20 protein-coding genes and 1 tRNA gene are annotated in these 23,464 nt (G+C 74.9%); 5 read left to right on the top strand and 16 right to left on the bottom strand.

Annotation, left to right across the window (positions count from 1 at the left end; all coding sequences use genetic code 11):
• Positions 1–333 precede the first annotated feature (333 nt).
• Together UO65_RS32395 and UO65_RS32390 are read left to right on the top strand one after the other, a co-directional pair.
• The gene (locus tag UO65_RS32395; RefSeq protein WP_035290644.1) at positions 334–1,860 is read left to right on the top strand and encodes an alkaline phosphatase D family protein; all 1,527 of its coding nucleotides are present in this window, start codon (positions 334–336) and stop codon (positions 1,858–1,860) included.
• A 105-nt stretch (positions 1,861–1,965) separates the two neighbouring features.
• Positions 1,966–3,852, top strand: a complete 1,887-nt coding sequence (locus tag UO65_RS32390; protein ID WP_035290642.1) for an N-acetylmuramoyl-L-alanine amidase — start codon at positions 1,966–1,968, stop codon at positions 3,850–3,852.
• 70 nt (positions 3,853–3,922) lie between these two features.
• Here UO65_RS32390 and UO65_RS32385 read toward each other — a convergent pair.
• The 4 genes from UO65_RS32385 to tsaB all read right to left on the bottom strand — a co-directional run bounded on the left by UO65_RS32385 (position 3,923) and on the right by tsaB (position 6,480).
• Positions 3,923–3,994: transfer RNA gene (locus UO65_RS32385), tRNA-Arg, on the bottom strand.
• A gap of 298 nt (positions 3,995–4,292) precedes the next feature.
• Positions 4,293–5,336 (bottom strand): tRNA (adenosine(37)-N6)-threonylcarbamoyltransferase complex transferase subunit TsaD, encoded by a 1,044-nt coding sequence (tsaD, locus tag UO65_RS32380; RefSeq protein ID WP_035290640.1) that lies wholly within the window; start codon positions 5,334–5,336, stop codon positions 4,293–4,295.
• Positions 5,333–5,818 (bottom strand): ribosomal protein S18-alanine N-acetyltransferase, encoded by a 486-nt coding sequence (rimI, locus tag UO65_RS32375; RefSeq protein ID WP_035290638.1) that lies wholly within the window; start codon positions 5,816–5,818, stop codon positions 5,333–5,335. Before rimI ends, tsaD begins: the two co-directional genes overlap by 4 nt.
• Complete coding sequence (gene tsaB / locus UO65_RS32370; RefSeq protein WP_035290662.1) at positions 5,815–6,480, bottom strand: tRNA (adenosine(37)-N6)-threonylcarbamoyltransferase complex dimerization subunit type 1 TsaB; 666 nt, start codon at positions 6,478–6,480, stop codon at positions 5,815–5,817. Before tsaB ends, rimI begins: the two co-directional genes overlap by 4 nt.
• Before the next feature lie 102 nt (positions 6,481–6,582).
• Here tsaB and UO65_RS32365 point away from each other — a divergent pair, with 102 nt between their 5' ends.
• Together UO65_RS32365 and UO65_RS32360 are read left to right on the top strand one after the other, a co-directional pair.
• Positions 6,583–8,004, top strand: a complete 1,422-nt coding sequence (locus UO65_RS32365) for an acyl-CoA synthetase (protein WP_411431392.1) — start codon at positions 6,583–6,585, stop codon at positions 8,002–8,004.
• Entirely contained in the window at positions 7,997–9,325 is a 1,329-nt protein-coding gene (locus tag UO65_RS32360; protein WP_035290636.1) for a carboxyl transferase domain-containing protein, read from the top strand. Before UO65_RS32365 ends, UO65_RS32360 begins: the two co-directional genes overlap by 8 nt.
• On the opposite strand, the gene UO65_RS32355 is transcribed toward UO65_RS32360, so the two are convergent.
• Genes UO65_RS32355 through glmS form a run of 6 tightly spaced genes read right to left on the bottom strand, consistent with a single transcriptional unit; the run spans position 9,322 to position 16,008 of the window.
• On the bottom strand, positions 9,322–10,023 hold the full coding sequence (locus tag UO65_RS32355; RefSeq protein ID WP_035290634.1) for an HAD family hydrolase: 702 nt from the start codon (positions 10,021–10,023) through the stop codon (positions 9,322–9,324). The genes UO65_RS32360 and UO65_RS32355 overlap by 4 nt on opposite strands.
• Positions 10,024–10,032: 9 nt before the next feature.
• On the bottom strand, positions 10,033–10,515 hold the full coding sequence (gene tsaE / locus UO65_RS32350; RefSeq protein ID WP_052022099.1) for a tRNA (adenosine(37)-N6)-threonylcarbamoyltransferase complex ATPase subunit type 1 TsaE: 483 nt from the start codon (positions 10,513–10,515) through the stop codon (positions 10,033–10,035).
• A gap of 6 nt (positions 10,516–10,521) precedes the next feature.
• A complete protein-coding gene (locus UO65_RS32345) occupies positions 10,522–11,610 on the bottom strand; it encodes an alpha/beta fold hydrolase (protein ID WP_035290632.1) in 1,089 nt (362 codons plus the stop codon).
• Complete coding sequence (gene alr, locus UO65_RS32340; protein ID WP_233427936.1) at positions 11,607–12,722, bottom strand: alanine racemase; 1,116 nt, start codon at positions 12,720–12,722, stop codon at positions 11,607–11,609. Before alr ends, UO65_RS32345 begins: the two co-directional genes overlap by 4 nt.
• Positions 12,703–14,145, bottom strand: a complete 1,443-nt coding sequence (locus UO65_RS32335; protein ID WP_035290630.1) for an NAD(P)H-hydrate dehydratase — start codon at positions 14,143–14,145, stop codon at positions 12,703–12,705. Before UO65_RS32335 ends, alr begins: the two co-directional genes overlap by 20 nt.
• Positions 14,146–14,148: 3 nt before the next feature.
• Positions 14,149–16,008, bottom strand: a complete 1,860-nt coding sequence (glmS, locus tag UO65_RS32330) for a glutamine--fructose-6-phosphate transaminase (isomerizing) (protein ID WP_035290628.1) — start codon at positions 16,006–16,008, stop codon at positions 14,149–14,151.
• A gap of 49 nt (positions 16,009–16,057) precedes the next feature.
• On the opposite strand from glmS, the gene UO65_RS32325 reads away from it, so the two are divergent.
• On the top strand, positions 16,058–16,882 hold the full coding sequence (locus UO65_RS32325) for a dienelactone hydrolase family protein (protein ID WP_035290626.1): 825 nt from the start codon (positions 16,058–16,060) through the stop codon (positions 16,880–16,882).
• Positions 16,883–16,973: 91 nt separating this feature from the next.
• Here the strand turns inward: UO65_RS32325 and UO65_RS32320 are convergent, their stop codons facing one another.
• The 6 genes from UO65_RS32320 to UO65_RS32295 form a co-directional block, all read right to left on the bottom strand.
• Entirely contained in the window at positions 16,974–17,228 is a 255-nt protein-coding gene (locus tag UO65_RS32320) for a hypothetical protein (RefSeq protein WP_035290624.1), read from the bottom strand.
• A complete protein-coding gene (locus tag UO65_RS37745) occupies positions 17,225–19,585 on the bottom strand; it encodes a WXG100 family type VII secretion target (RefSeq protein ID WP_035290622.1) in 2,361 nt (786 codons plus the stop codon). The genes UO65_RS32320 and UO65_RS37745 overlap by 4 nt, the downstream gene beginning before the upstream one ends.
• Positions 19,585–19,914 carry a hypothetical protein gene (locus tag UO65_RS32310; RefSeq protein ID WP_146241179.1) on the bottom strand — a complete coding sequence of 110 codons (330 nt, stop codon included), beginning with the start codon at positions 19,912–19,914 and terminating at the stop codon, positions 19,585–19,587. Before UO65_RS32310 ends, UO65_RS37745 begins: the two co-directional genes overlap by 1 nt.
• Positions 19,915–20,037: 123 nt before the next feature.
• Positions 20,038–20,556 (bottom strand): hypothetical protein, encoded by a 519-nt coding sequence (locus UO65_RS33900; protein WP_152552388.1) that lies wholly within the window; start codon positions 20,554–20,556, stop codon positions 20,038–20,040.
• A 5-nt stretch (positions 20,557–20,561) separates the two neighbouring features.
• Positions 20,562–23,105 carry a hypothetical protein gene (locus UO65_RS37115; RefSeq protein WP_035290618.1) on the bottom strand — a complete coding sequence of 848 codons (2,544 nt, stop codon included), beginning with the start codon at positions 23,103–23,105 and terminating at the stop codon, positions 20,562–20,564.
• On the bottom strand, positions 23,102–23,425 hold the full coding sequence (locus UO65_RS32295; protein WP_146241175.1) for a hypothetical protein: 324 nt from the start codon (positions 23,423–23,425) through the stop codon (positions 23,102–23,104). The genes UO65_RS37115 and UO65_RS32295 overlap by 4 nt, the downstream gene beginning before the upstream one ends.
• Positions 23,426–23,464 lie beyond the last annotated feature (39 nt).

Below are 23,464 nucleotides of genomic sequence, written 5' to 3'. Positions count from 1 at the left end.
CCCGGCCAAACACATCCACCCAGCCGGGCACCACCAACAAACAACCGGGCTTTGAACAACGACACGGCCGAGCCGAGCACATCCACCCAGCCGAGCACACCCACCAGAAGACCAGGCTTTGAGGACCAGACCCCAGGTCATGCCCGAAAAGCCCGTGCCCGCAACAGCCGCGCCGGACGCGGCCCGACCGCGACTCCCCTCGGCCGCACCCCCGGGCATGACCTGGGCGACGCCCAACCCTCACCAAGTCCTCACCCGGATGTGGGGCGCGGGTCACCGACCACGGGCGAGCATGGCGAACCGGTAACCACCACGTACCGGAAGGTCCCCACCATGTTCCCCACCCGCCGCTCCGTCCTCTTCGGTGGTGCCGCCGCCGTCGGCCTCACCGCCGTCGGGCTGCCCGCCCTGGCCGCCACCGGCACGCCCCGGCTGGCCTTCCCGTTCACCCTGGGCATCGCCTCCGGCGACCCGTCCGCCGACGGTGTGGTCCTGTGGACCCGGTTGGCCCTCGACCCGCTGGCCCCGGACGGCCACGGGGGGATGCCGAACCGGGTGGTGCCGGTGCAGTGGCAGGTGTCGACCGACGAGCGGTTCACCCGGGTGGTCCGGGCCGGGGTGGAGTTCGCCCGGCCGGAGACCGCGCACAGCGTCCACGTCGAACTGGCCGGTTTGCGGGCGGGCACCGAGTACTTCTACCGCTTCCGCGTCGACGGGCACCTGTCGGTGACCGGGCGGACCCGCACCGCCCCCGCCGCGGGTGCCCTGGGCCAGGGGCTGACCATGTGCTTCGCGTCGTGCTCGCACTACGGCGAGGGCTTCTTCACCGCCTACCGCCGCCTCGCCGAGGACCAGCCGGACCTGGTGCTGCACCTGGGCGACTACCAGTACGAGTACCCCGCCAAGGCCGCCGACGTGCGGGTGGTGGCGGGGCCGGAGACGCGGGCGCTGGCCGACTACCGGCTGCGGCACGCGCAGTACAAGTCCGACGCCGACCTCCAGTTCGCCCACCAGGTGGCCCCCTGGCTGGTCGTGTTCGACGATCATGAGATCGAGAACAACTGGGCGAGCGACACCCCGGAGGCGCCGGACCCGGCGTTCCCGGCGCGCAAGGCCGCCGCGTTCCAGGCCTACTACGAGAACATGCCGCTGCGCCGGGTCAGCAGGCCGCGCGGGGCGGAGATGCAGTTGTTCCGCCGGGTGCGGTGGGGTTCGCTGGCGACCTTCCACATGCTCGACACCCGCCAGTACCGCGACGACCAGGCATGCGGGGACGGCACGAAGGTCGACTGCGGGGAGCGGCTGGAGCCGACCCGCACCATCACCGGCGCGGAGCAGGAGAGGTGGCTGCTCGACGGGTTGCGCACCTCGCGGGCCCGGTGGGACGTGCTCGGCCAGCAGGTGTTCTTCGCCCAGCGCGACCTCACCGCCGGTGAGCGGCAGGGGTTCAGCATGGATTCCTGGGACGGGTACAAGGCCAGCCGGGACAAGGTCGCCTCGGCGTTGGGCGGCACCCGCAACGGTGTGGTGCTGACCGGTGACGTGCACCGGCACTGGGCCGGTGAGGTCAAGGAGAGCTACGACCGGCCGGATTCGCGCGGGGTGGCCACCGAGCTGGTCACCACCTCCATCACCTCGACCGGTGACGGCGACGAGAGCACCTCCGCGACCGTGCTCGCGGAGAACCCGCACCTCAAGTTCTTCAAGAACCGCCGCGGGTACGTGCGGACGAAGTTCAGCGCGGGCGAGCTGCGGGCCGACTTCCGGACCCTGCCGTACGTGCGGACGGCTGGCGCCCCGGTGGAGACGGCCGCGAGCTTCGTCGTGGAGGACCGCGTTCCCACCCTCAACCGAGTGTGAATGCCCCACCGGGTAGTCCGTAAGGGCGCGAACGATTGACGGGCGCGGCCTCCCGGCAGGAGAGTGGACGGCGATCCGCCCGTCCCTGCCCGCCGGGAGGTCCCCGTGTCCCGCACTCTGGCCCTGACCGTCGCCGCGATCGCGGTGGCGGGGGTGGTGGCGCCCACCGCGTACGCCGCACCCTCAACCCCACCCCAGCCCACCGGCGAGCGCCAGGCCGCGTTCCGGGCCGCCGCCGCCGAGTTCGGCGTGCCCGAGCCGGTGCTGCTCGGCGTGTCCTACCTGGAGTCCCGCTGGGACGCCAACGGCGGCGCCCCCAGCACCGCCGCGGGCTACGGCCCGATGCACCTGACCGACGTGCGCGCCGCCAACCCGGGCGGCCACCACCACGACGGCACCGAGGACGCCCGCGGCGACGCGGCCCGCCCGGCGCTGCTCCCCGAGCCCGGCGACCTCGACACCGACTCCCCCGCGCTGCGCACCGTCGACCTGGCCGCCTCGCTCACCGGCATCGATCCGGCGACCCTGCGGTCGGACCCGGTGGCCAACGTCCGCGGCGGCGCCGCCCTGCTCGCCGCCCACCAGCGCGACCTCGGTGGCCCGACCGGTGATCCCGCCCGCTGGTACGGCGCGGTGGCCCGCTACAGCGGCGCGACCGAGGCGGGTGCCGCGTCCGCCTTCGCCGACGAGGTCTTCTCCGTGCTGGCCACCGGCGCCGACCGCACCACCGACGACGGGCAGCGGGTGCGCCTGGCTGCCACCCCGCTCACCCCGGACCGCTCGGTGCTCAACCGGATGGGCCTGGCCCCGGCGGGTGGCTCGCGGGTCGAGTGCCCGCGCAGCCTGGGCTGCGAGTCGATCCCGGCGCCGTACGAGGAGTTCGGCGGCGACTACGGCAACCACGACCTCGCCGACCGCCCGACCAGCCAGAAGGTCGACCACATCGTCATCCACGACACCGAGGCCACCTGGGACACCACGCTGCGGCTGGTGCGGGACCCGACGTACGTGAGCTGGCACTACTCGCTGCGCAGCGCCGACGGGCACATCGCCCAGCACGTGCCGACCAAGGACGTGGCCTGGCACGCGGGCAACTGGTACGTCAACGCCAAGTCCATCGGCCTGGAGCACGAGGGCTTCGCCGCCCAGGGCACCTGGTACACCGAGGCGATGTACCGCACCTCGGCCAAGCTGGTGCGGTACCTGGCGGAGAAGTACCGCATCCCGCTGGACCGCCAGCACGTCATCGGCCACGACAACGTGCCGGGCACCGTCCCGGGCACGGTCGCGGGGATGCACTGGGACCCGGGCCCCTACTTCGACTGGTCGCACTACTTCGACCTGCTCGGCGCCCCGTTCCGCCCGGCGGGCCGGGGTTCGGGGGTCGTCACGGTCAAACCGGACTTCGCCGCGAACAAGCCCGCCTTCACCGGGTGCACCGAGGCGGGCACCCCGTGCGCGCCGCGCGGTTCCAGCTCGGTGGTCCTGCGCAGCGCCCCCAGCGACACCGCCCCGCTGCTCAACGACGTGGCCCTGCGCCCGGACGGCTCCCCGGCCACCCTGGGCGTCTCCGACATCGGCAGCCGGGTCGACGCGGGCCAGCAGTACGCCGTCGCCGACCGCCGCGGCGACTGGACGGCGATCTGGTACCTGGGCCAGAAGGGCTGGTTCCACAGCCGCGACGCCATCCCCGGCCGCGCGGCGACCGTGTCGGCGAAACCCGGGCGGACCGCCGTCCCGGTGTACGGCCGCGCGTACCCGGAGGCGTCGGCGTACCCGGCGGGCATCCCGGCGCAGGCGGTGACCCCGTTGCAGTACTCGCTGCCCGCGGGCCAGCGGTACGCGGTGGGCCTGACGACGCCCTCGGAGTACTACTGGGCCACCACGTTCGACCCGGCCACGCACACCGTGGTCCGGGGTGAGCGGTACGTGCAGATCCAGTTCGGCCACCGGGTCGCGTACGTGCGCGCGGCGGACGTGGTGATCTCCTGAACCGGAGCGGCCCCGGGGAGATCCCCGGGGCCGCTCGGTGTTTGGTCCCGCGCTCGCGAGGCGCGGGCTGCGTCCCCACCAGGAATCGAACCTGGATCGCCGGTTCCGTAGACCGGTGCCCTCTCCGTTGGACCATGGGGACAATCGACCGGGAGCGCGGCGCACGGACCACTCCCCCGGTCGACCGCACCGGACCGAGATGTTGTTGCGGACAAGGTTTTCCCGCCCGTGCGCGGGTGAACCGACAACGAAAAAGCCGCCCTGGCCGGCAGACCGGGGGGCGGCTTCCGAGTGACCGTCAGGCGGTCACGGGGAAGCCCGGTGGGTGCTGGCCGAATCGCTCGGCGTTCCAGTACCGCATCGTGCTCCTCCCGGGTCGGTCGCTGTCGTGGACGACTATGACGGTCGGACCGCCCCGCCCGCAACGGATTTAGGCGCGCTCAGACCGACACCGTGCTCACCGGGAGGCCCGGTGTCGCCGACAGGTCCAAAGAGGACGGTTCGACGCCCGCGGCGACCAGGTGGGCGCCGAGGGCGGCGACCATGGCGCCGTTGTCGGTGCACAGCCTGGGCTTGGGGACGCGCAGGGTGATCCCGGCCGCGGCGCAGCGCTCGGCGGCCAGCGCCTTGATCCGGGAGTTCGCGGCCACCCCGCCGGAGACGACCATGGTGCCGATGTCGAACCGCTCGGCCGCGCGGACGGCCTTGGCGGTGAGGACGTCGGCGACCGCCTCCTGGAAGGACGCGGCCACGTCGTCGAGGGGGACCTCCTCGCCGTCGCGCTCGCGGGCCTCCACCCAGCGGGCCACGGCGGTCTTGAGGCCGGAGAAGGAGAAGTCGTACTCCGCGTCGCGCGGGCCGGTCAGGCCGCGGGGGAAGGCGATGGCCCGGGGGTTGCCGCGCCGGGCGGCCCGGTCGATCGGCGGGCCACCGGGGTACGGGAGGCCGAGGACGCGGGCGACCTTGTCGTAGGCCTCGCCCGCGGCGTCGTCGATGGTGGAGCCGATCTCGGTGATGCGGGTCGCCAGGTCGTCCACCCGCAGGAGCTGGCTGTGGCCACCGGAGACCAGCAGCGCCAGGCAGGGCGAGGGCAGCGGGCCGTGTTCGAGGGTGTCGGCGGCGACGTGGCCCGCCAGGTGGTTGGCGCCGTAGAGGGGCACGCCGAGCGACAGCGCGTAGGCCTTGGCCGCCGACACGCCGACCAGCAGCGCGCCCGCCAGGCCGGGTCCGCTGGTGACCGCGATGGCGTCCACATCGGACAGTTTCAGCCCGGCGACCTCGAAGGCGCGGCGCATGGTCGGGACCATCGCCTCCAGGTGCGCCCGGCTGGCCACCTCGGGCACCACGCCGCCGAAGCGGGCGTGCTGCTCGACGCTGGAGGCCACCTCGTCGGCCAGCAGCTCCAGACGGCCGTCGCCGTCGAGCCGGACCAGGCCGACGCCGGTCTCGTCGCAGGAACTCTCGATGCCGAGGACGATCGTCACGTGCTCTCCTTCGGCCGGGCGGGCCGGGCCATGGTGAAGGCGTCGGCGCCGGAGGGCTGGTAGTACCGCTTGCGGAGTCCGATGGTGTCGAAGCCGTGCGCCTCGTACAGGGCGATGGCGCCCGCGTTGTCCGTGCGCACCTCCAGGAAGACCTCGGCGCCCTCTTGGTCGGCGCGGTCGAGCAGGGCGCGCAGCAGCAGCCTGCCGACACCCCGGCGCTGGTGGGCCGGGTCGACGCCGATGGTGTGGACGCTGCCCTCCATGTCGCCGGGCCGCCCGGCGAGGGACAGGCCCGCGTACCCGATGAGCTGCTCACCCGCGTAGGCGCCGAGGTAGTGGTGCCCCCCGTCCAGCTCGGTGGCGAAGGCGTGCTCGCTCCACGGGTCCTCACCGGGGAACAACTGCTGCTCCAGCTCGGCGCAGCGGCGCAGGTCGGCCCGGCGCAGCGGGGCCAGCCGGACGGTCGTGACCGGCTCGCTCACGCCCGGCTCACCCGCTTGCGCGCCCCGGGCTCGACCGCGTCCGGCCTGCGCAGGTACAGCGGGGTCAGGTCGCCGGGCTCGGCGCCCGCGCGCAGCACCGCCGCGGCGGCGGTCACCAGCCCGACCGGGGTGGGGTGCTCGGGCCCGACCACCGGCAGGCCGAAGTCGAAGATCCGGGCCCCAGCCACCCGCGTCACGCCCAGCTCGGCCAGGCGCCCGGCCAACTCGGCGGGGGCGACGACGTCCGGGCCCGCGGTGCGGGCGCCGCCCGGGCCGTAGGCGGCCCAGTAGACCTCGCGGCGGCGGGCGTCGGTGACCACCAGCAGCGGGTCACCGGGCGCCTCAGCGGCGATGGCGTCGAGGGAGCACACGGGGTGCACCGGGCGGTCCAGGGCGTGCCCGAGGGCGGCGGCGGTGACCATGCCCGCCCGCAGCCCGGTGAACGGCCCCGGCCCGGTGCCGCAGACCACCGCGTCGACCTCCGCAAGCGCTTTCCCCGCGGCGGCGAGGGCGTCGCGCACGTGCGGGGTGAGCAGTTCGCCGTGCGCCTTGGCGTCGACCGTCACCCGCTCGGCCAGCAGGGTCGGCGGCCCGTCCGCGGGCAGGTCGAGGACACCGGCGGTGACCGCGGGGGTGGAGGTGTCGACAGCGAGGACCAGCACGGTCGTCAAGGGTACGAGGCCGCCCGTAGCGGCCGGGGGGTGCCCTCGTCGACGTGATCGTGGCAACTGCCCGCGAGCCCGCCCCCCACTACAGTCCGAACGGTGCTGCTGCCCACCCTGTCCGACCCGACCACGCGCGAGGCGGTCCGGTTCGGCGACGAGGTCCTGACCTTCTCCGAGCTGGCCGACGCCGCGCGGGCGGTGGTCTCCCGGCTCGGCGGTGCCCGGCGGGTGGCGGTGTGGGCCACCCCGAGCCCGCACACCTGCCTGGCCGTCGTCGGCGCACTGGTGGCCGGGGTGACGGTCGTGCCGCTGAACCCCAAGGTCGGTGAGCGGGAGCTGGCGCACATCCTCGCCGACAGCTCCCCGGAGCTGGTGCTGGCAGCACCCGGCGTGGACCTGCCCGACGGGCTGGCCGGACTGGCGCGGGTGGACGTGGACCTGGCCGCGCGGGAATCCGGGCCGCTGCCGGAGGAGGCCGACCCGGAGTCGCCCGCGTTCATCGTCTACACCTCGGGGACGACCGGGCCGCCGAAGGGCGTGCTGATGCCGAGGCGGGCCATCGCGAGCAACCTCGACGCGCTGGCCGACGCCTGGGAGTGGACCGCCGAGGACGTGCTGGTGCACGCGCTGCCGCTGTTCCACGTGCACGGGCTGGTCGTGGGGGTGCTCGGGCCGCTGCGGCGCGGGGGCGGGGTCCGGCACGTCGGCCGGTTCGACTCGGCGGTGATCGCGGCCGAGCTGGCCGGTCCGGCCACGATGATGTTCGGGGTGCCGACGATGTACCACCGGCTGGCCGCCGACTGCGAGGCCGACCCTGCGGTGGCGGCCGGGGTGGGGCGGGCGCGGCTGCTGGTGTCCGGGTCGGCGGCGCTGCCCGCCTCCGACCACGCGCGGATCACCCGGGCCACCGGGTTGGCGGTCGTCGAGCGGTACGGGATGACCGAGACGCTGATGAACACCAGCGTGCGGGCCTCCGGCGACCGGCGGCCGGGGACCGTGGGACTGCCGGTGGACGGGGTGGAGCTGCGGCTGGTCGACGACGACGGGGTGCCGTTCGCCGAGGTGGAGACCGTCGGGGAGATCGAGGTCCGCGGGCCCAACCTGTTCCTTGGCTACCTCAACCGGCCGGACGCCACGGCGGCGGCGCTGCACGACGGGTGGTTCCGCACCGGGGACATGGCGGTGCGCGAGGCGGACGGGTACGTGCGGATCGTCGGGCGGCGGGCCACGGACCTGATCAAGAGCGGCGGGTACAAGATCGGCGCCGGGGAGATCGAGAACGCGCTGCTGGAGCACCCGGGGGTGGCCGAGGTCGCGGTGACCGGGGAACCGGACGACGACCTCGGGGAGCGGATCGTGGCGTGGGTGGTGCCCGCGGGGCCGCCGCCCGCGCTGGAGGAGTTGGCCGACCACGTGGCGCGGTTGCTGTCGCCGCACAAGCGGCCCCGGGTGGTGCGGTACCTGGAGTCGTTGCCGCGCAACGAGATGGGCAAGGTCACCAAGCGAGCGCTCGGTGCCTGACGGCGGCGCCCGGGAGGTCCTGGCCGCTGTTGCCGAGGAGTTCGCGGAGTTCACCGCCCCGGCCGGTCCCGCCGCGGTGGACGGGCCGCTGGGGTGGGCCGGGTACGACGACGCCCGGGTCCGGGCGTTGCGGCGCTCCGGGGAGAGCGAGTCGGTCGTCTGCGGGGTGGGGCGGGTCGGCGGGGTGTCGGCGGTGCTGGTGGCGTTCGACTTCCGGTTCCTGGGCGGGTCCGTGGGGACCGCGACCGGCGACCGGATCGAGTACGCGTTCCGCCGGGCCCGGGAGACGCGGACGCCGCTGGTGTCGCTGATCGCCACCGGCGGCAGCCGGATGCAGGAGGGGATGCTGTCGCTGCGGCAGTTGCAGCGGATCGCCCGGCAGTCGGTGCTGCTGCGGGAGGCGGGGGTCGCGCAGGTCTCGGTGCTGCGCGACCCGACGACGGGCGGGTTGTGGGCGTCGCTGGGGGCCGGGGCGGACGTGGTGCTCGCCGTCGAGGGGGCGCAGGTGGGGTTCGCCGGGCGGCGGGTCCGGCCGCCCGCTGTCACCGATGACCCGGCGTACACGGCGGAGGGGCAGTTCGCGGCGGGCCACGTGGATGAGGTGTGTGCGCTGGAGTCGCTGGGCGAGGTGGTGGCGGAGTGGTTGCGGCTGCTGACCTCCGGGACCCCCGACCCGGCCGAGGTGCCCCGGGCGCTGGGGTCGGTGGAGCTGCCCACCGACGGGTGGGCCGCGGTGACGGGGGCGCGCGCCGCGTCGCGGCCTCGGGCGGAGGCGTACCTGGACGACTACTTCGACCTGCGGCGGGAGATCCGCGGGGACCGCGCGGGCGGGGTGGACGCGGGGATGCTGTGCGGGGTGGGGCTGCGGGGGCGGCACGCGGTCGCCTTCGCGGCGCAGACCGGGACGGCCACCACACCCGCCGGGTTCCGGACCGCGTCCCGGTTGGTGCGGCTGGCCGAGCGGCTCGGGCTGGCGGTGCTGACGCTGGTGGACACGCCGGGCGCCGCGAACGACGCGGTGGCCGAGCGGGCCGGGGTCGGCCCCGCGATCGCGGAGCTGTTCGGGGTCGTCGGCGGGGCGCGGGTGCCGGTCACCACGCTGGTCATCGGCGAGGGCGGGTCCGGCGGGGCACTGGCGCTGGCCGCGCCCGAGCGGACGTGGATCGCGCCGGACGCCTACTTCTCCGTCATCGCACCGGAGTTGAGCGCGGCGATCCTCAAGCGGACCCTGGAGGACGTGCCCGCGCTGTCCGACCAGTTGCGGCTGCGCCCGCAGGACCTGCTCGAACTCGGGGTGGTCCGGGGGATCGCGGCGCGCTAGAGCAACCAGGTGTCGAGGACTTCGGGCAGTTCCGACAGGGACTGGATCACCGCGTCGGGGGCAACGTCCACGGGGACCTGCTGGACCGCCGGGATGGTGCTGTGCGGGATGAGGACCGCCTTCATGCCCGCCGACTTGGCGCCGCTGATGTCGTCGTACGGGCGGTCGCCCACGTAGACGCACTCGGCGGGGTTGTCCACGCCCACCGCTCGCATCGCCGCCTCGAACGCGGCTCGGTGGGGCTTGGTGTGGGCGAGGTCGCTGCTCCAGACCCGGGCGTCGAACAGGTCGCGCACGCCGTCGCGGTGCAGGACGTGCTCGTGCCAGTCGGCGGGCCAGGCCGTGGAGGACAGGACGCCGGTGAGCAGGCCCCTGTCCTTCAAGGCTTTCAGCATGGGGGCGGCTTGCGGGTCGGTGTGGGTGGCCCGGTCCCAGTAGCGGCGGAAGGCGTCGAGGGCCTGGTCGTCGTGCGGGCCGCCCGCGTTCTCCAGGACCTCGGCGAGGGTGAAGGCGCGGTGTTCCTCGCGGACCCGCAGCCACAGGGCGTCCTCGGCCCCCAACGCCGTGGTGGCGAGGGTTGCCGCCCGGTCCGGGTCGTCGGGGTGGACGACGTCGGCGTAGGCGCGCCAGGCGGCCAGGTGGTCCATGGTGACCCAGGGGGTGAGGGTGCCGCCCCAGTCGAAGATCACAGCGCGCATGGCGCCAGCCTAGGGGACCGGGTTCGGTCGGGGGAAAGGGAAATCGACCCGGTCCACCCAGGTGCCGTGCGGCTCCAGGGTGATCGTGCGGGTGTCGTCGGGGTGGCGGGTGAGGCGGACGACCAGGTGGTCGGGGGTGAGGCGGTCGGCGCTGCCCTCGCCCCACTCGACCACCACGGCCGAGTCGACCAGTTCGCTGTCGAGGTCCAGGTCGTCCAGCTCGTCCAGGTCGCCGCCGAGGCGGTAGGCGTCCACGTGGACCAGGGGGATGCCCCGGGGGCCCGCCGGGTGCTCCCGGGCGATGACGAAGGTGGGGCTGCTGACCCGGCCCCGCACGCCCAGGCCCGCGGCGATGCCGCGCGTCAGCACGGTCTTGCCCGCGCCCAGCGGGCCCGCCAGCAGGACCAGGTCACCGGCGCGCAGGGCCTCGCCCAGGGCGTGGCCGAAGGCCTCCGTGTCTTGCGGGGTGCGCAGCGACAACCGCTCGGGCACGGTCCCTCACTTCCTCGTCGGAGCCGCGCCCTCGGAGTCCGCGCCGCGACCGCGGGCGCACTCGCGCAGCAGGGTGGTCAGGTGCCCGGTGACCAGGTCGGGCTGTTCCAGCATGACGGTGTGCCCCGCGCCCGGGGCCTTGACCAGGGTGGCGTCGGGCAGGGCCAGGGCGATGCGCTCGGAGTGGGAGAAGGGGGTCATCCGGTCCTCGTCGCCGCCGAGGACCAGGACCCGGCAGTGCTTGAGGCCGGCCAGGGCGGCGTAGCGGTTGTGGCTGCCCAGGGTGTCGGCGAAGTCGGCGAGGACGCGGACCGGGGTGGCGTCGAGCATGGACACCAGGAAGTCGACGGCGGCGGGGCTGACGTCGCCGCTGCCGAAGCCCAGGACGCGCGTGCCCCGGCGGGTCAGGCGCCCGCCCGCCGACCGGACCAGTTCCACCAGGCGGGGCTGCCGGTCGGCGACGACGCCGAGGAGCCGGACCGTGGGGTTGTACTTCGACAGCAGCGGCCGGGGCAGGCCGGACTTGCCGACCTCGCCCGCGGAGGTGCCGATGAACGCCACCCCGCGCACCCGGTCGGCGAACAGGCCCGGGTCGCGCTCGGCCAGCGCCATGATCGCCATGCCGCCCATGGAGTGCCCGACGAGGACCAGCGGGCCGGTGGGGGCGACGGCGCGGAGGACCTCGTGGAGGTCGGCGGCGAGCTGGTCGATGGTGCTGGTGTCGGCCCGCGCCCTGGCGGAGCGGCCGTGGCTGCGGTGGTCGTAGAGGACCTGGCGGACCCGGGGGTCGGTCAGCGCGGCGAGGTCGCGGCGCTGGAAGTGCCAGCAGAGCCTGCTCATGGCGAAGCCGTGGACGAGGACCGCGGTCAGCGCGGGCTCGCCGCCGTCGTCGGGGTCGACCTCCTCCACCGACAGGGCGAGGCCGTCGGCGGTGGTCACGGTGGACTCGCGGGTGGGGGCCAGCCCGCCCAGGCGGTCACCCGGGTCCGGCTCCCCGGACCCGCGGCCCCTGGCGACGCGGACGGCGACGGTGGCGCCCGCGGCGGCGACGCCGACCGCGGCGCCGACCAGGCCCGCCCAGCCCGCGCGGTTCACCTCGCCCCCGGGTACCGCCGCACCACGCGGGGGCGGTACATGCCGGTGACGACCTCGTAGTCGATGGTGCCGATCGCCTCGGCCCACTCGGTGGCGGTCGGCTCGCCGCGCGACCCGTCGCCGAACAGCACGACCTCCGCGCCCACGGCCACCTCGTCGTCGCCGCAGTCGACGACGACCTGGTCCATGCAGACCCGGCCGCGCACCGGGCGGCGGCGACCGGCGAGCAGGACCTCCATCCGCCCCGACAGCAGCCGGGGGACGCCGTCGGCGTAGCCGACGGGGACCAGGGCCACCGTGGTGTCGCGGTCGGCGGTCCAGGTGTGCCCGTAGGAGACGGACTCGCCAGCCGGGAGGCGCTTGGTCAGCGCCACCGACGAGCGGAACGACATGACCGGGCGCAGGTCCTCGCGCTGCGGCACCGGGTTCAGCCCGTACATGGCGATGCCGACGCGGACCATGTCGAAGTGCAGGTCCGGGCGCAGCAGGGTCGCCGCGGAGTTGGCCAGGTGCCGCTTGGGGGTGAGCCCGGCGGCCAGGGCGACGTCGTGGGCGTCGGCGAAGCGCTTGGCCTGGGCGTCGACGGAGGGGTGGTCGGGTTCGTCGGCGCAGGCCAGGTGCGACCAGATCGCGTACACCTCGTTCTCCGAGGCGGCGGCCGCGGCGACCAGTTCCGGCCAGTCCTGCGGCGGGCAGCCGTTGCGGCTGAGCCCGGTGTCAATCTTGAGGTGCAGCCGGGCGCCGGACAGGCCGCGCAGCTGGTCCACACTGGACACACCGAGGTCGATGCCTGCGGCCACCCCGGCGGCGAGGTCGGTGCCCGGGGTGTCCAACCAGGACAGGACGGGCGCCTCGATCCCGGCCGCGCGCAGGGCCAGCGCCTCGTCCAGGGAGCAGGAGCCCAGCCAGGTCGCCCCGGCCTCCAGCGCCGCCCTGGCCACCGGGACGGCGCCGTGGCCGTAGGCGTCGGCCTTGACCACGGCCAGGGTGTCCGCGCTCCCGGCGCGGGCGGCGAGCAGGGCGACGTTGTGCCGCAGGTGGTCGAGGTCGACCACCACCTCGGCGCGCACGGGGTTCCGCCCGGGGTTCTGCTCAGCCATGACGGCGGTCATCGTCGCACACCAGGTCGCGGATCGCGGCGGTCACCGCGTCCCCGATCCTGGCCGCGGACGCGGGGGCGCCGCCGGCGGCCAACTCCCCCGCGCGCACGTGCAGGTAGGCCGCCGCGCCGCCCGCCAGCACCGGGTCGAGCCCGGCGGCGAGCAGCGCGCCGACGATGCCGGAGAGCACGTCACCGGACCCGGCGGTGGCCAGCCAGTGCGAGCGGGCCTGGTTGACCAGCACCCGCCCGTCCGGCCCGGCGACGACGGTCGCGTGCCCCTTGAGCAGCACGGTCGCGTTCAGCTCGGCGGCCAGGGCGCGGGCGGCGGCGACCCGGTCGGCGCCCAGGGTGATGCCGCGCGGTTCGGCGATCCTGGCGAACTCGCGGTCGTGCGGGGTGAGCAGCACCGGGGCACCCGGGTCGCGGGCGTCCCACAGCTCGGGGTGGTTGGCGAGCAGGGTGATCCCGTCGGCGTCGACCGCGGTGGGCACCCCGGCGTCGAGCACGTGCCGCAGCACGTCGCGGGCGGCGTTGCCGGTGCCCATGCCAGGCCCGGCCACCCACGCCTGCACCCGGCCCGCGTCGGTCACCGAGCCGGTGACGACGACCTCCGGGTACCGCCTGCTGACCTCCTCGGCGGCCGACCCGGCGTAGCGGGTCATGCCCGAGGTGGCGCGCACCGCCGACCCGGTGGCCAGCACGGCCGCGCCCGGGTAGGTCGACGACCCGGCGGTGACGCCGACGACGCCCTGGGTGTACTTGTCGTCGGACTCCCCCGGCAGCGGCCAGGCGGCGGCCACGTCCGCGCGGTCGAGGACGGCGAAGTCCGGGTCGGTCAGGTCCAGGCCCAGGTCGACCAGGTGCACCTCGCCGCAGCGGGCACCGGCGAGGAAGTGCACCGGCTTGTACCCGCCGAAGGTGACCGTGGCCGCGGCGGTGACCGCCGGTCCGTCGACGGCCCCGGTGTCCGGGTCGACGCCGCTGGGCAGGTCCACGGCCAGGATCGGCGCGCTGATCCGCTCGACCACCGCGGCGGCGTCCGGGCGCAGCGAACCACGGGCGGACAGCCCCACGATGCCGTCGACGACCAGGTCGGCCGGGACCACCCCGGTCACCACCCGCCCGCCCGCCGACCGGAACGCGGCCAGGCCCTCGGCGTGCGCGCGGTCCGGGGCGAGCAGCAGCGCGCTCACCCCGACCGACCGGCGCCGCAGGTAGGCGCCCGCCCACAGGGCGTCGCCGCCGTTGTTGCCCGCGCCGACGAGCAGCAGCACCCGGCGCCCGGCCACCCCGCCGGTGCGCTCGGCCAGCATCCGCCGCGCCCGCCCGGCCAGCCCCCAGGCGGCGCGCCGCATCAGCGCGCCGTCGGGGGTGACGGCCAGGACCTTCTCCTCGGCCTCGCGGATGCGACCGGTCGACCACGCGCCTCGCACGACCTACTCCACCGTGACGGACTTGGCCAGGTTGCGCGGCTTGTCCACGTCGTAGCCGCGCGACCTGGCGATCTCCGCGGCGAGCACCTGCAACGGCACCGTCGACACCAGCGGTTGCAGCAGCGTCGGGACGGCGGGCACCTCGATCAGCTCGTCGGCGAACGGGCGCACCGTCTCGTCGCCCTCCTCGGCGATGACGATGGTGCGCGCGCCGCGGGCCTGGATCTCGCTGATGTTCGACACCAGCTTCGAGTGCAGCACCGCCCGCCCCTTCGGCGACGGCATCACCACCACCACCGGCAGGCCCTCCTCGATCAGCGCGATCGGGCCGTGCTTGAGCTCACCGGCGGCGAAGCCCTCGGCGTGCATGTACGCCAGCTCCTTGAGCTTGAGCGCGCCCTCGAGGGCCACCGGGTAGCCGACGTGCCTGCCCAGGAACAGCACCGCCTTGGCGTCGGCCAGCTCGCGGCCCAGCTCGCGGACCCGCTCGCTGGTGCCCAGCACGGTCCGCACGGCCTCGGGCATGGCCTCCAGCTCGTGGAACTCGCGGGCCACCTCGTCGGGGTACTTGGTGCCGCGGGCCTGCGCCAGGGCCAGGCCGACCAGGTAGTTCGCCGCGACCTGGGCCAGGAACGCCTTGGTGGAGGCGACCCCGATCTCGGGACCGGCGTGCGTGTAGAGCACCGCGTCGGACTCGCGCGGGATCTGGGCGCCGTTGGTGTTGCAGACGGCCAGCACGCGCGCCTTCTGCTCGCGGGCGTGCCGCACCGCTTCGAGGGTGTCGGCCGTCTCCCCGGACTGGGAGATCGCCACGACCAGGGTGGAGCGGTCGAGCACGGGGTCGCGGTAGCGGAACTCGCTGGCCAGCTCGACCTCGACGGGCAGCCGGGTCCAGTGCTCGATGGCGTACTTGGCGACCAGGCCGGAGTGGTAGGCCGAGCCGCAGGCCACCACGAACACCTTGTCGACGTCGCGCAGCTCCTGGTCGGACAGGCGCTGCTCGTCGAGCACGATCCGGCCGCCGACGAAGTGCCCGCGCAGGGTGTCGGCGAGCGCGGTGGGCTGCTCCTCGATCTCCTTGAGCATGAAGTACTCGTGGCCGCCCTTCTCCGCGGCCGACAGGTCCCAGTCGACGGTGAACGGCTTCGCGGGCGCGGGCTCCCCGGCGAAGTCGGTCACCTCGTACCCGTCGCGGGTGATCAGCACCACCTGGTCCTGGCCCAGCTCCACGGCCTGGGAGGTGTGCTCGATGAACGCGGCGACGTCCGAGGCGAGGAACGTCTCCCCGTCGCCGATGCCGACCACCAGCGGCGAGGACCGGCGCGCGGCGACGATCAGGTCCGGGTGGTCGGCGTGGGTGAACACCAGGGTGAACGCGCCTTCGAGCCGACGGCACACCGCGCGCACGCTCGCCGGGAAGTCCCCCGCGGTCTCCCCGGTCGCGTAGGCCAGGGCGACCAGGTGCGCGGCGGTCTCGCTGTCGGTGTCGCTGATCAGTTCGACCCCGGCCGCCTCCAGCTCGGCGCGCAGCGCGGCGAAGTTCTCGATGATCCCGTTGTGCACCACGGCCACCCGCCCGGTGGCGTCGCGGTGCGGGTGGGAGTTGCGGTCCACCGGCGCCCCGTGCGTGGCCCACCTGGTGTGGCCCATGCCCGCGGTGCCCGCGAACCCGTCCCGGCCCACCTCGTCGAGCCGCGCTTCCAGGTTGGCGAGCCGACCTGCCTTGCGCTCGACCGCGAGCCCACCGTCCGCGAGGACGACGACACCCGCAGAGTCATATCCGCGGTACTCGAGCCTGCGCAGTCCGTCCAGCACGACGTCCAGCGCGGGCCGGTGCCCGACGTATCCCATGATTCCGCACACCCGACCAGGGTAGCCGGCCGCGCCGGGGGGACCCGGATAGGCTGCGCGCATGGCACGCAAGGCCAAGAACCTCCTCGTCGAGCTGTCCCGCCAGGGCCCGCACCGAGTCCTGCGCGGTGACCTGGCGCTCGTCGGGATGCCCGGACTGGTCTGCACCCCGGAGTCGGGCCTCGGCCTGCCCGCGGTCGCCTTCGGCCACGGCTGGCTGCAACCCCCCTCCCGCTACCACGGCCTCCTGCGCCACCTGGCGTCCTGGGGCGTCGTCGCGGCGGCCCCGGCCACCCACGCGGGCCCGCTCGGCTCGCACCGCCTCCTGGCCGCTGACCTGCAGACCACCCTGGACGTCTGCGTGGGGGTCCGCCTCGGCGACGGCGCGATCAGCGTGGACCCGGGCAAGCTCGGCCTGGCCGGTCACTCCACCGGCGGCGGCAGCGCGGTCCTGGCGGCGGCGGCCAACCCGAAGGTCCGGGCGGTGGCCACCCTGGCCGCGGCCCAGACCCGCCCGTTCGCCACGGACGCGGCGCGGGGGTGCTCGATGCCCGGCCTGCACCTGGTCGGCGGGCGCGACGTCGTCGCCCCACCGGTGGCCAACGCGGAGCTGATCGCCGAGGCGTGGTCCGGCCCGGCGCAGGTGCGCACCCTGCCCAAGGCCAGCCACCTGGGGTTCACCGAGGGCAGGCACTGGAGCGGGCTGCTGGTCGCGGGCAAGGCGGAGTCGGCGACGCACAAGGCGGCCAAGGCCCTGCTGACGGCGTTCTTCCTGGTGCACCTGGCGGGGCAGCGGGACTACCTGCCGCTCCTGGAGACCCCGTTCAAGTCGGCCGACATCACCTTCGACAACACCCTGGAAGACCCGGTCGACCAGAGCGCGTGACCGGGCAGCCTCCGGTCACGCGGAACCCCGGTCCTCGGAAGACCTGTCGACCAGGCGCCGGGGTGCGGTCGCTCCCCGGCCCGGCGGGACCTCAGTCCTCGGCGGGTCCGAGGTCCAGCACGTAGGACTTCGCCTCCGGCCGAGGCGGCGCGGTGGACTTGGCCCGCTCCTCGGAACGGTCGATGGCCTCGGCGGCCGCCAGCGCGGCGGCACCGGCGGCGGCGCTGTTGGCCGCCGCCCGCCGACGCACCTCGGCCAGCGCGTCCTCCTCCCGGAGCCGCACCTCCCGGACGGCCGCCGCGGCGGCCGCCAACCGGGCCCGTGCCCCGTCCAGTCCGGGGGTCACTTGACCGACTCCGGGTCCAGCATCCCCTTGACCCTGGCGAAGCGGTCGAAGTCCTCCTCGAACACGTCCTTGGCCACCAGGTAGCGGTTGGCTTCGCGGTCGGTCCCCCCGGCGTTGCCGCCACCGCCCGCGCCCATGCCGCCCATCATCGGCGTGCCGCCGAACCCGCCACCGCCCCCGGACCCACCGGACCCACCGGAGGCGGCGGGTGCGGCGGCGGCGACGCCGCCCGCCGGGTTCCCCGGCACGGCCTCGGCGGGCATGGCCCCGGCGAACGACCCCGGCCCGGCGGGCACGGGCGCGGCGGCCCCACCGCCGGGGGAACCGCCGCCCGCCGGACCACCGCCCGCCACTGGGCCACCGCCCGCCGAACCCCCACCGGCAGGACCACCGCCGGCCGAACCACCGCCCGCCGCTGGGCCGCCGCCTGCCGAGCCCCCGCCAGGCCCGCCGCTCGCGGAGCCACCGGCGGTGCCCGCGGTGTCCACCGGCATCCCACCGGCGAGCCCGGCAGGCCGCGAAGCGGGATCGGCGGGCGCGGGTTCGTGGAAGTCGACCGTGTAGGACTTCGGGGCCGCGCCGTCCACGCCCGGGGTGCGCAGGACGATCTTCCCGTCCTCGGTGCGCTCGGCCGTGAGCGAGTCGGTGACCTGGATCTTGCCCGTCCCCGGCTCCGGGGTGAGGACGCCCTCCGCCGCGACCCGCCGCTCGGGACCGAAGCCCGCGTCGGCGCCTGCCGGTCCGAAGTCGAGCTGGTGGGTCTTGGGCTTGCCGTCCCCGGTGTCCACGGTGAGCGTCGCCCGCCCGGCCGCGTCCGGTTCGGAGACCGTGTACGAGACGTCCCCGTCGGTGATGGTGACCGTGTCCGGGGCCGGGTCGAGCGCGTCGCCCACCCCGCCGCCGACGTGCCCACCCGCGCCGCCGGTGATCAGGTCGTCGAGCCGGGGCCCCGCGCCCGCGCCCGGCGCCTGGTCGAGCTGCGTGAGCGCACCCTGCGGAACGGTCGGGACCGCGGGCGCCTGCGGAGTCCCACCGCTCGAAGCCCCCGAACCGGACCCGCCCCCGCCGGGAGCGGATGGGCTGCCCGACGACGAAGGCGCGGTCGGCGCGCCGCCACCACCCGACGAAGGGCTTCCCGACGTGGGGTTCTCCACCGCGCCCGGCCCCTGCGTCGAGGGCCCCTGCCCGGTGTCCGGCCGCGGCACCTCGATGCCGCCCGCCAGGTCGGCGAACGGATCGGCCGGGACGGCGTTCAGCCCCTCGACGACGGCCGCCCACCCCTCCGACACCGATTCCCTGGTGGAGGCGCAGATCTCGTCGAAGGTCCGCTTCTTCTGGTCGAACAGGGCCACGAACGTGCCGTCGAGCCACCCCTGGGCCGCCTGGGCCATGATCTCCCGCACCCGGTTGCCCCAGAGGGCCCAGCCGATCCAGGAGAACAGGTCGTCGTCGAGCCCGCCGAACATCGGCCAGCCGCGCATGTCGCGCAGCTCGTCCCGGTCCGCCTGCTGCCGGGCGGCCCGGATGACCCGGGAGGTGTCCTGGGGCGTGAGCCCGTCCACGGTGTCCGCCCACAGCCCGAACACGGTCTGCGCCCGGTGCAGCACGGCCGTCTCGATGTGCGCGACGCCCTCGGTGACCAGGGTCGACGCGGTCCCGGCGCTGTCGGCGACCTCCCGGCCGTGCCCGACGAACGCGCGCCCGTAGGCGTCGGCGGCGTCGGCGGCCGGGCCGGACCACACGCCGCGCAGGTCACCCGCGGCGGTGCTCAGGTCGAGGGTCACCTCGGTCAGCTCGCCGTGCACCTGGCCCATGGTGGCGGCGTCGGCGCGGAACCTGCCGAAGTTGATGGACTTCAGCTCGTCGTAGACGTTCTCGAAGTCGGTGTGCAGGTCGGGGCCACCGCAGCGCCAGTCCCGGTAGGGCGGGAGGAACAGCGCGAAGAAACCCATGCCGCGAGAGCCGGGTTCCAAGATCTCGTCGGAGGTACCGACCCCCGCGCCACCGCCCTCGACGGTGCGGCCGGGCAGGCCCGCCAGGTCCTCCCCCGCCCGGTCCACGGCCCGGTCCCACTCGGCGCGGTTCAGCTCCCGGTCGAGCGTCGCCTGACCCGCGTCCCGCTCCTCCCGGCTGGGGAAGCCGCCGATCCGGTCGCGGACGTCGTCCCGGACGCCGTAGCGGTCGGCGTAGTCCTCGATCTCCCCGGCGTTGTCCCAGAACTCCGGGTCGCGCCCGAGGAACGGCGAGGAGCCGTGCACGTCGGCGAAGGCGCGCAGGATGCGGGCCTTGTCGTCGTCGGAGACGGCGGGGTCGTCCAGGACCGCCTTGACCTCGTCCCAGGTGCTGTAGTCGGCCATCACTGCCACGCATTCCGGACGGTGGAGCTGTTGTCCTGCTCGGCCGCGGCGTAGTCGCGGTGGGTGTCGGTCAACCGGTCGGCGTAGGTGCTGGTGGCGGTCGCGTACCCGCGCACCCCGGCGACGAGGTGCCCGCGCAGGGCCTCGGCGTAGGCGCTCCCGCGGTCGGCGAACGCCCGCCCGAAGTCGGCCGGACCGACCTGCCCGTCGTCGAGCCGGTCCGCCTGCGCGCCGATGGGCTCGACCTGCCCCTTGACGCGCCCGGCGATCCCGGCCAACTCACCCCCGGTGCTGTACCCGTCCACCACGATCGCCCTCTTCCCTCGCACCTGCTCGTCCACCTACGACGTCCGCACGGCGACGGCGGGTTCCGGATCGGGCAGATCCCTTAACGGACGCAAAACGCCCCGCTCCCGAGTGGACTCGGCGGCGGGGCGTCCGCGGTGGACGGATCAGCGCATCCAGGTGTGCCCGGACAGGTCGTCGTCGTCGGGCTCGGCGGGCCTGCTCGGCCGAACCGGCCGCCGCTCCACCCGCGGCGGGAGCGCGGCTTCCGCCTCGTCCTCCTCGCCCCCGAAGGACAGGTATCGCGGCGGCTGCGGCTCCCGAACCGGCTCGGGCACCGGGATGGGGGTGGTCGGCGGCGCGGCCTGCACCGGGATGGGCGTCGTCCGCGGGGCGGCCTCGGCGCGCAACTCCTCGTCGCCGAACGACATGACGACCTGCCGGTTCTGCCGCGGCCCCCAATCGGGCTTCGGCGGCTCGACCGGCTCCTGCGGGGCGCGAGCGGCTTCGCGGGCCGCCTCCGCCGCGGGCAGCGCCTCGGCCGCCGCGCGGGCCCGCTCGGCGGCCAGCGCGTCCTGGCGGGCCAGCTCGGCGGCGAACTCCTCGCCGATGCCGTCGACCCGGGCGGTGTGCTGGGCGGCGATGTCCTCGTACTGGGCCAGGATGGCCCGGTTCGGTTCGGTCACGGTGTTCACCGACCCCCGATCGCGTCGCCGAGGGGCAGCCCGACCTCGTCGTCGTCATCGAACAGGTTGCCCACGGTCCGCCACTGGGACCCGGCGCGCTCGGAGTCGCCCCCGCCACCACCGCCCCCGCCGCCGCCCATCGCGCCGCCACCGCCCATCGGCATCCCGCCGCCCGCGGCCCCGGCACCCGCCGGGCCCGCCGCGTCGCCCTGGTGCCCGGGTTGGGCGCTGGCCAGCCCGGCCTCGCCGGAACCCGAAGCCTGCACGTCGCCGGTCTGGGCGGACGCGGGCAGGCCGTCGGCGTGACCGTCGCGACCGTCCTGGTCGAAGGCGCTGCCCGCGGCACCCCACTCGTCGCCCGCGGTCAGGGCACTCGACGCGTGGGTGGCGGCCGAGGGTTCCTGCAACGGACCGAGCGGCTGGCCGTCGGCGGAGCCGCCGAAGCCCGCGGACTGCTGCCCGACGCCGGGGTCGCCGAAACCGGGGCCGGACGCGAACGCCTGCTGCTGGCCGCCCGCGACCGGCTGACCGACCGGATCGGCCTGGAACTGCTGCGCCTGGGGACTCGCGGCCTGCTGACCGATCGGATCGGCTTGGGGTGATTGCGCTTGGGCGCCCGCGACCGGTTGGCCTGCCGGACCCGCTTGGAGCGGCTGCGCCTGGGGGCCTGCGTTCTGCTGCCCGGTGCCGGGAGGCCCGGCGGTGGGTGCCGCGGGGTTCGAAGCGGTGGAATCCGCGGCGGGGCCGTCGGCGTAGTCGAGCGTGTAGACCTGCGGGGTGCCGGTCCCGTTGTCGACGGTGACCCGGACCGTGTCCGGGGCGCCGTCCGGGCGCTCGGCGGTGATGGTCAGGTCGCCGTCGTGGATGACCGCCTTGCCGTCGGCACCGGCGAGGACGTGCTCGGCCCGGGGCGGGGCCGCCGGGTCCTGGCCGGGGGCGACCGGGGTGCCGTCGGGGCCGAAGCCCGAGGTCGGGGTGGCTGCTCCCGGGGTGGCTGCTCCCGGGGTGGCTGCTCCCGGGGTGGCTGCTCCCGGGGTGGTCGTGGGCTGGCCCGCGCCGAAGTCGAGGTCGTAGGACTTGGGGGTGCCGGTGCCGTCGTCGACCGTCACCTTGACGTGGCCCTGGCCGTCCGGGCTCTGCACGCCGATCGTGCGGTTCCCGTCCGTGATGGTCACCGTCTCGGGGCTGCCGCCCGTGTTCTGACCGGGCGTACCGGTGGCCGGGTCGGTCGCGGTCGGATCAGTGGTGGTCGGGTCGGTCGCGGTGGGGTCGGTGACCCCGGCGGCCTGGGTGGGGTCCGGCAGCGGCGGGACCTCGGGCGGGGGCGGCATGGCGGCGCTCGGCGGGGTGGAGGTGTCCGAACCGCCCGTGCCGCCGGTGTCCGTGCCGCCGGTCTCCCGGGGGCCACCGGTCGAGCCGCGCTTGTCCTCCTTGGGCGGGGGCTTCTCCTCCGGCGGGGGCTGGCTGGCACCGGAGAGGCTGAGCTTGCCGAACGGGTCCGCGGACATGGTCGTCGCGGCCGAGTTCAGGGTGTCCCAGGCCTGCTCGACGGCCTTGACGGCCTCCTCGATGCGGCGCCGGAAGTTGCCGATGGTGAGGAAGTAGCACTCGCAGAAGGCGTCGAGCTCGTGGCAGATCTCGTTGGCCCAGCGGTTGTTGCCGTCGGTCAGGTGGACCTGCCCCGCCCACCGCATCGTCTCCGGCGTCTGCATGACGCGACCGAAGGAGACCATCTCGCCTGCGTTGCCCGGCGCACCCTGGAAAGTGCCGAAGCTCGGCATGCCCGGCGTCACTGTGCTGAACTGATCGCATTCCTCGTGCGCGTAGGGACCGGCGCGGTAGGTGCCCTTGCCCCCGCCGCCGAACTCCTGGCCGATGATGCGCTTCATCTCGTCCATGTAGCGGCTCAGGTCGCCGCGGACCTCGGCGCCGCCGCCCTCACCGCCGCCGAGGGAGCTGTAGCGGTCGACCAGTGGCTTGCCGCCGACGTCGCTCTGGGTCGGGAAGTCCCTGAGCTTGTTGATCACGTCCAGCGTGGTCTGGCGGGCGCCGGTGATGTGGTCGCGCAGTTGGCCGAGCTGGGTGCTGTAGTCCATGGCGGCGGCGCGCAGGTCGTTGAACTTGGTGGCGGCGAGGTCACCGGCACCGCTCTTCCACGCGCCCTGGAGCTTGGCCGAGACCGCGCCCGCCGAGCCGTCGATGCCACCGGCGGCCTTGATGAGGTTCTCCAGGCGCCCCTTGGCGCCCCACATCATGCCCCAGTTGATGATCTTGAGCTTGTACAGGCCGCCGGACTGGTCGGTCTTCTCCTGCCACCCGTCGCCGTAGACGGGCTGGCTGCCCCACCTGGACTTGTTCCCAGGCAGGCAGGCCGGGTGGTTGCGCCACTTGTCGTAGAGGAAGCCGAGGTTGTCCTTCCCCATCATCCTGGTGAAGTCGTCGAGCTTGCGCAGCTCGTTCTCGGAGTGGTGGTCGGCCCGGACGTCGGCTGGGGTCTGCAGCGCGTCCTGGACCTCGTGGCTGAAACGACCGCCGTCGGGCACGGTCACTCACCCCCGGCCTTGGTGATGCCCCACGCGTTGTCGACGTCGGTGGCACTGGTGGACTTGGCCGAGTCGGTGAGCCGCTGGGCGGCCTCCACGCAGAACTGCTGCGCCTTGCCGACGGAAGCGCTGAGCCGCTGGACGACACCGTTGAACGCGGTGAAGGCCTCGAAACCGTCGGGCGTGCCGCCGAAGTGCTCCGCCTTCAGACCGTCCCCGGTCGCGTAGCGCTGGACCTCCTGCAGTGAGACGGCGAGATCGGCGACGTCCATCCCGGCGGACCTCACCGCCTCGTGGTCCATCTCCATGGTCTCGTCTACCGCCATGCTGGCCCCCTAGCCTCGACTTCCCCTCCGTCGACGACC

It is taken from the genome of Actinokineospora spheciospongiae, from assembly GCF_000564855.1.
Taxonomy (GTDB): domain Bacteria; phylum Actinomycetota; class Actinomycetes; order Mycobacteriales; family Pseudonocardiaceae; genus Actinokineospora; species Actinokineospora spheciospongiae.
This window is presented reverse-complemented; position numbering and strand designations above follow the sequence as displayed.